The sequence below is a fragment of the Micromonospora sp. AKA38 genome (genome assembly GCF_027925725.1).
In the GTDB taxonomy this organism is placed as follows: domain Bacteria; phylum Actinomycetota; class Actinomycetes; order Mycobacteriales; family Micromonosporaceae; genus Micromonospora.
Map to the genome: position 1 here is coordinate 564,273 of NZ_BNEI01000005.1, position 5,528 is coordinate 569,800.

4 protein-coding genes and 1 pseudogene are annotated in these 5,528 nt (G+C 68.0%); 4 read left to right on the forward strand and 1 reads right to left on the reverse strand.

Features of this window, described 5'->3' with window-relative positions; translation table 11 throughout:
- Positions 1-17: 17 nt before the first annotated feature.
- Entirely contained in the window at positions 18-1,247 is a 1,230-nt protein-coding gene (locus TPA0908_RS20225; RefSeq protein WP_281940183.1) for a cytochrome P450, read from the forward strand.
- A 36-nt stretch (positions 1,248-1,283) separates the two neighbouring features.
- Here TPA0908_RS20225 and TPA0908_RS20230 read toward each other — a convergent pair.
- Positions 1,284-1,639 (reverse strand): annotated as a pseudogene (locus TPA0908_RS20230) (SDR family oxidoreductase); the annotation flags it as partial.
- Positions 1,640-2,309: 670 nt separating this feature from the next.
- Between TPA0908_RS20230 and TPA0908_RS20235 the strand changes: the two are divergent.
- The 3 genes from TPA0908_RS20235 to TPA0908_RS20245 all read left to right on the forward strand — a co-directional run bounded on the left by TPA0908_RS20235 (position 2,310) and on the right by TPA0908_RS20245 (position 4,313).
- Positions 2,310-2,870, forward strand: coding sequence for a hypothetical protein (locus tag TPA0908_RS20235; protein ID WP_281940185.1), 561 nt, complete (start codon positions 2,310-2,312; stop codon positions 2,868-2,870).
- A 46-nt stretch (positions 2,871-2,916) separates the two neighbouring features.
- Positions 2,917-3,429: a hypothetical protein gene (locus TPA0908_RS20240; RefSeq protein WP_281940187.1), complete on the forward strand. Its 513-nt coding sequence runs from the start codon at positions 2,917-2,919 to the stop codon at positions 3,427-3,429.
- Between the two features lie 578 nt (positions 3,430-4,007).
- Positions 4,008-4,313 carry a hypothetical protein gene (locus TPA0908_RS20245; RefSeq protein WP_281940189.1) on the forward strand — a complete coding sequence of 102 codons (306 nt, stop codon included), beginning with the start codon at positions 4,008-4,010 and terminating at the stop codon, positions 4,311-4,313.
- Positions 4,314-5,528 lie beyond the last annotated feature (1,215 nt).

Here is a 5,528-nt window from a genome sequence, read left to right on the forward strand (position 1 = left end):
CACGTCATAATCACCGGATGGAGGATATGAACGGGCCGATCCGGCAGGACAGATTGTTCACCCTCAAGGCGCTGGAAAACCCGACCCGCCTGTTCCACCGAATTCGGGCGGAAACCCCGGTGACCTGGGTTCCGGAGCTCAACGCGTACCTCGTCACCCGGCACGCGGACATCGTCGCCGGGTTGAAGGACCGCCGCCTGGCCAACGCGAACATGTCCCAGGGGCTCCGGCGGTTGAGTCCCGCCGAGCAGGACGAGCTGCTGCCGCTGCGCGCCTCGATCGACATGTGGATGGGGCACACCAACACCGCTGACCACGTCCGCTTCCAGCAGCTGTTGAAGCGGTACTTCACGCGCCCCACAGTGGACGCGCTGCGCCCGCGGGTACGGGAGTTGACCCACGAGCTGCTCGACGCCGTGGCGCCGCAGGGCCGGATGGACGTGGTCAAGGACCTGGCGTTCCCGCTGCCGGCGAACGTCATCGCCGAGATGCTCGGCATGCCGATCCGCGACCGCGAGCTGCTCCAGGCCTGGTCGCGGGACATCCTCACGGTCTTCAAGATCGCCAACCTGCCCCAGCTGCGCCGGTGCCAGCGCAGCATCCTGGAGATGCAGGACTACCTGCGGCCACTGCTGGCGGAGCGCCGGCAACGGCCGCGCGAGGACGTGCTGAGCACGTTCGCGGCCGCCGAGAAGGACGGCCTGGTCACCGAGGACGAGATCGTCGCCAACTGCGTGCTGCTGCTGTTCGCCGGCCACGAGACGACGGCCCACCTCATCGCGAACGGGCTGCTCCTGCTGTTCCAGAACCCCGAGCAGCTCGACCTGCTCAAGGAGAAGCCGGAGCTGACCCCGTCAGCCGTGGAAGAGATGCTGCGCTGCGACGGCCCGGGCGGGGGCGTCGTGCGGATGACCACCGAACCGGTGGTGATCGGCGACGTGCCCATTGCGGCGCACCAGACCATCTACCTCGCCATGGTGGCCGGCAACCGCGACCCCGAGGTGTTCGACGAACCCGACCGCTTCGACATCACCCGTACCCCCAACCGGCACACCGCGTTCGGCATGGGCGCGTCCTACTGCCTGGGCGCCGCGCTGGCCCGGATGGAAACGGACGAGTGTTTCCGCATCCTGCTTGATCGTTTCCCGGACCTGCGCCCGGTCGACGCGACACCGGACTGGCATGCCAGCTCGCCGTTCCAGCATCACCTGAACACGCTGCGGGTCAAGCTGACCGCCCGCCACTGACCCGGCCGCCCACCCTCCGGCCGCCCGTCCGGCGGTTCAGCCCGTCCGGTGGCAGGCGCCAGCGATCCAGCGGTCCCGGTCGGCGGCCTTGTACTGCACATACCGGGACACCTCGGGGCGCGGCAGGACGAGGAACCGTTCGGCCGCCAACCCCTCGGCCACCACGCCGCGACGTTGTCCGGCTCAAGCGGCTCGCCGGCCGCGGTGACGGCCTTCGCCGCGGCCGACCCAGCCTCGAGGCCGGCCACCAACAAGGGGGTACGCACGCCCTGCGGGCACAGCGCGCTGACCCGAAGGCCGGCGTCGCCGTAGGCCACCGCCAGCCATTCGGCGTACGCCACCGCGGCGTGCTTCGTCGCGGTGTACGGCGCGTCGTCCGGGGCCACCAGCACGGGTCGGTCGGCCCGAGCTGCCGCTCGACGGCGTCGATCAGCGCGACGACCTCGTACTCGACACCGCCACGCCGGTGCGCGTCGCCAGCGCGGGAACGTCCGCCTACCGGTTTTCGACAGCCGCGCCGTCGCGATCCGCGACTCAGACGCCGGCCGCGCCTCAGCGGCGAACCGGCGCGCCATCGCGGCGCCGATCCCGCTGGTGCCGCTGCGGGTGCCGGAAACCGTCCGGATGCCGGTGAGGACGACCATCAGCCCTGCCGGTGAAAATCGTGTCAACCAGCGCCGGGCATCTGCCGTCCCGATCGCGGAACGGGAGGCGGGCCTGGCAGCGTGTCGTGGAGGTCCATGCCGAGATTGCGGACCGCTCGGGTGACCCGGGCAGCGATCAGGTCACGGTGCCAGCGAAGCACGATCCCGGGACGCACCAACAAACCGGAGCCGGCGCAGCACGTCGCGGGGGAGTCGGTGCAGCATCCGCAGCATCGCCAAGGCGCGAGGTACGCCAAGCGTAGGGGCCCGACCAGGCATCCTCGCCCAGTGGTGGCCACCGATACGAGCAGCCTGGACAGGTCGAGGAGCACAAGTTCCCCTCCTTGCCGTCAAACCTGTCATGACCAGGGCGGACGTCACTGCCGGCACCGGCAGGGCGAAGGACTAGCATGTCGGGATGACTGCATTCCGTGTCGCCATATCAACGGATGACGATGAAACTGCCGGTGCGTTTCAACTCCTGATCAGGGTTGAAGCCAGCGGCGGCGTGCACCGGATCGCTGAGATAACGATGCGCAGCAACGGCCCGGCCGGCTTGACCGTCAGCTCGCTGCCTGAGATAGATCTTGAGGCGATCGGGCGGGCACTCATCGGGGGCGCGGGAGCCTCGCGTGCCGGTGGTTCGGCAGTGGGGGCCGGCGCGGTGACTGGAGTCGTCGGTCCCGGCGCGCCCGCTGGCGGTCGGGTTTCGACCCGCAGGCGGTCCGACACTCAGCAGTCGGTAGACGACGCGGCGGATCATGGCCGACTTGCCGCGGTGCAACCCGCAGAGGCGACGCGCCATCAGGGGACGGGGTCGGGCCGCGCCTACCGGCGCATGCCTGACGCGGAAGAGGTCAGGGCCGTGTACGAGGCCGCTGGTACCGTCACCGGCGTCGCCGAACACTACGGGGTTCCGCGGCACACCGCGAAGGGTTGGATAGGCCGGCTGCGGAAGCTGGACGGTGGACCGTCGTAGCAGTCTGCTGCCCATGGTCGAGCCCACCGCATGGAGGAGAGCTTTGATGAGCGAGTACCTCATCACAGTTGAGCAGGTTGGCGGCAGCGGGCAGATAAAGGTCGTTGTGGACCTGGCCTCAGCCGGCCCTGCCGTCCGGGAGATTTCGGTACGGCCTGACCGCGGTGGCTCCACCGTGCCGCAGACGCTGGCCGAGCTGGACTTTCGACAGATTGTCGAGATTGCGTCTCGGCTGTCCGGAGAGGCGGAAACCCCTGGCTCGGTGCCGGACATCGTTGACGGACATGACATGGAACGAGACGAACCTGCGCAGCCGATCGACGGAGGGCGGACGTCGGCGCCTGCGGACAAGGTACCGCCCGGGCGCGTCGGTAAGCACGTCAGCGACATGCCGCCCGACTTCCCCGTCAGGTACTGGAAGATGGGGAGTGCGGCGAGGGTCGCCGAGCACTACTCGGTTCCCCGGCAGATCGCCAACGGCTGGATCAAGGAGCTGCGACGAACCGGTAAGGCGCCGGATCCATGGCGCCAGGGACGGGCGCGCGGGCGGCCACTCTGAGCCAGGCCATGTCGCACGCCTCCCGCACAGGGGTTCAGGCCGCTGCGGGCAGAACGTGAGTGCGAATGACCTTGCCGACGTCGGCTTCGAGGCCGAGAACCGTACGAATCCGTTCCAGGCGTTCCCGCACCGGGACGACGCTCGGCACTGGCGGTCCTGCACCCGATTGAACGCGGCCCGTCGGCCCCGGCAGCGGCGGTATTGATCGTCTCCACGTGCCGGCGTTCCTCAACGGCGAGTTCTCCGTGCCGCCTGATGACCGGACTCGCAGGCGTGGCAGTCGCCCGGACCGACTGCCACGTGTGGTGCATCGACCCGGCCGACGCCCCCGACTGGTGCGAAGCCTGCTCAGCGAATCTCGGAGCGGGCCCGCGCCGGTGTTCGCTCCGCCGGGTCGCGGCGCGATGGCGGCTCACGTCGGCCACCGCGCTCCTCAAGGTCGCGGTTGCCGAGTCGGCCGATGACGGTACGCGGAAGGTCAAGCCTCGCCGCGAGTGCCCGGAGTGCCGAGGGCCGCACGGGCGCCTGAGGTCGTCGGAAGCACGCTCAACGTCTCCCTCAGGCACACCGGCGACCGGATGGCGGTTGCGGCCGGCCCGGACCCGGGCATTCCTCCCCTGTTGGGCGCGCAAGGAGTCGGTGCTGAAGGCGACCGGCGGTGGGCTGCGGATCCCGATGTCGAACCTGACAGTCTGGACGCCGCAGGCCCGGCCCGGCTGACCGGCTTCATCGACCGCCCGAACCTCGTCGGGACGGCGCAGCTCGTCGATCTGGATCCCGGACCGGGTTACCTCGGGCGGTCACAGTGCTGTCGGCCCGGTCCTGCGCGGGTCCGCGAACCCGACGACGCGGAGGTGTTTGCCACCACCGGCTTTGTCCGCTGACCCGGACCGGCGGCAGAGCCGGCCGAACTCGCCGGTGTCGCCGAACGACACGACCAGCCGGGCCGCTTCATCGCGCCCCTTCTTCGTGATTGCGGTCGTTGCGCCGGACGCTTGACAGGATGCGCGGATATTGAGAATCGTGTATGGACGGGTCGTTCCGTTGAAGAAAACTTCTACGGGGGAAGGATCATTGATGCCTCGTCCACGTTTGCCCGTTCGGCCGTGGATCGGCGTTGATCGCCGGGCGGCTCATCACGCTGCCTCGATCGCCGCCGCTCAGGCATCGGTTCCTAGGCCCAGCGACTTAGCTCGGTCATGCGAGCTGCATCGTTCACCTCGAAGTGTCTTTCCGGTCAGGTCGGACAGTCGGATGCGCCAAGGCGGGCCTGGCCTCAGGTAGACGCTTCCTGGGGGAGGTAAGCGGTTCATGTGAACGACTGCGTAGGCAATCGGCGGGTCTGCCGCACCTCATGGATCGCCTCACAAGACAATCTGGGATCACCAGTCTTCTGTAGACGGCGGCCCATAGTGGATTTGCCATGTGAAAGGGCCACCAGCTGCTATGGACGATTCTGGACGGTTTCTGGGACTAGATCGGGCTGCTGTCGCCCGGCGCGCGCAGTGGTGCCGCCCGCTGGGATCGAAATGGTGACACGAGGCCGAGTGGTGCGAGGCGGGAGCCCGGCAAGTCCTGCACGAGGTGCTGCCGGCCGATCCGCATGCTCCGGACATACTCGACTGACTGTAGGCGCTGTTCGACAATTCGTCCGTGTGGGATCAGAAGGACGACCCAGGGTAGGTCGGCAGCGTCGAGACCGGCTCGAAACGTCATGTCATCGTCGAAGGCGCGAGTATCCCGCTCGATGTCAGTCTGACCGTCGAAAACCAGCTCGACGTCTCCAGTTCACGCCGCTAATCAATGTCGTCCCAATAGCACGAGCACTGCGGCGGCTCTGCCGCCTGCCGGATGGGTTCGATTCCGATCGAGGTCATGGCGACGAGATCCACCACGATCAGGGCGTCGCGCACCAGATTTTCGCTCAACTCGCTACAAAGCGCAGCCGATTGGCGCTGATCGAAAATTACGTGTAGGCCAGGTGACTGTGTGAGCGCAGCCGGGGCGTCACCGGCCTGGCTCACTTCCAGGCCGCTGGTTCGTGTTTCCGCAGGGTGAATGAGAATATCTGAGGATGGCGATGTCTGAGACCTTCAGCG

Excerpts from the sequence above, each read along its gene's own strand:
- TPA0908_RS20225 (WP_281940183.1), top strand. The coding sequence starts at position 18 with ATGGAGGATATGAACGGGCCGATCCGGCAGGACAGATTGTTCACCCTC.
- TPA0908_RS20235 (WP_281940185.1), top strand. The coding sequence starts at position 2,310 with ATGACTGCATTCCGTGTCGCCATATCAACGGATGACGATGAAACTGCC.
- TPA0908_RS20240 (WP_281940187.1), top strand. The coding sequence starts at position 2,917 with ATGAGCGAGTACCTCATCACAGTTGAGCAGGTTGGCGGCAGCGGGCAG.
- TPA0908_RS20245 (WP_281940189.1), top strand. The coding sequence starts at position 4,008 with ATGGCGGTTGCGGCCGGCCCGGACCCGGGCATTCCTCCCCTGTTGGGC.